We start from the raw sequence: 597 nt of genomic DNA on the forward strand, positions 1-597 counted from the left end.
CATTAAACGTGGTGAAATGGTGGCGATTGTGGGAGCTTCCGGTTCAGGAAAATCCACTTTGATGAATATTCTAGGCTGCCTTGATCGACCAACTTTTGGCCGTTATTGTATTTCAGGCAAAGAAACAGCTTCCCTTTCTGCTGATGAATTGTCTGCTTTGCGGCGCAATCATTTTGGATTTATTTTTCAGCGCTATCACTTGTTGAATGAATTAACGGCACTTGGCAATGTTGAAATTCCAGCTGTTTATGCCGGATATGCACCGGAAGTGAGAAGAAAACGTGCAGAGGACCTTTTAACACGCTTAGGTATGAGAGATCGGATCCATCATCGTCCAAATCAGCTTTCAGGTGGTCAGCAACAGCGTGTGTCGATTGCTCGGGCTCTCATGAATAATGCAGAGGTTATTCTTGCTGATGAGCCAACCGGTGCATTAGATAAAAAGAGCGGTCAAGAAGTGTTGCGTATTTTGGATGAGCTTCATCAAGAAGGGCGCACCATTATTATCGTAACGCATGATATGCAGGTGGCTAAAAGAGCAGATCGTATTATCGAAATCAGTGATGGGGAAATTGTTGCTGATAATATATCAAAGGG

Annotated in this window: 1 protein-coding gene; it reads left to right on the forward strand. The window is 43.6% G+C overall.

The window, feature by feature from the left end:
• A partial coding sequence (locus ACFIO5_RS12885; protein WP_375705618.1) for an ABC transporter ATP-binding protein occupies window positions 1–597 on the forward strand: 597 nt, incomplete at both ends.

It is taken from the genome of Bartonella sp. AA86SXKL (assembly GCF_042196885.1).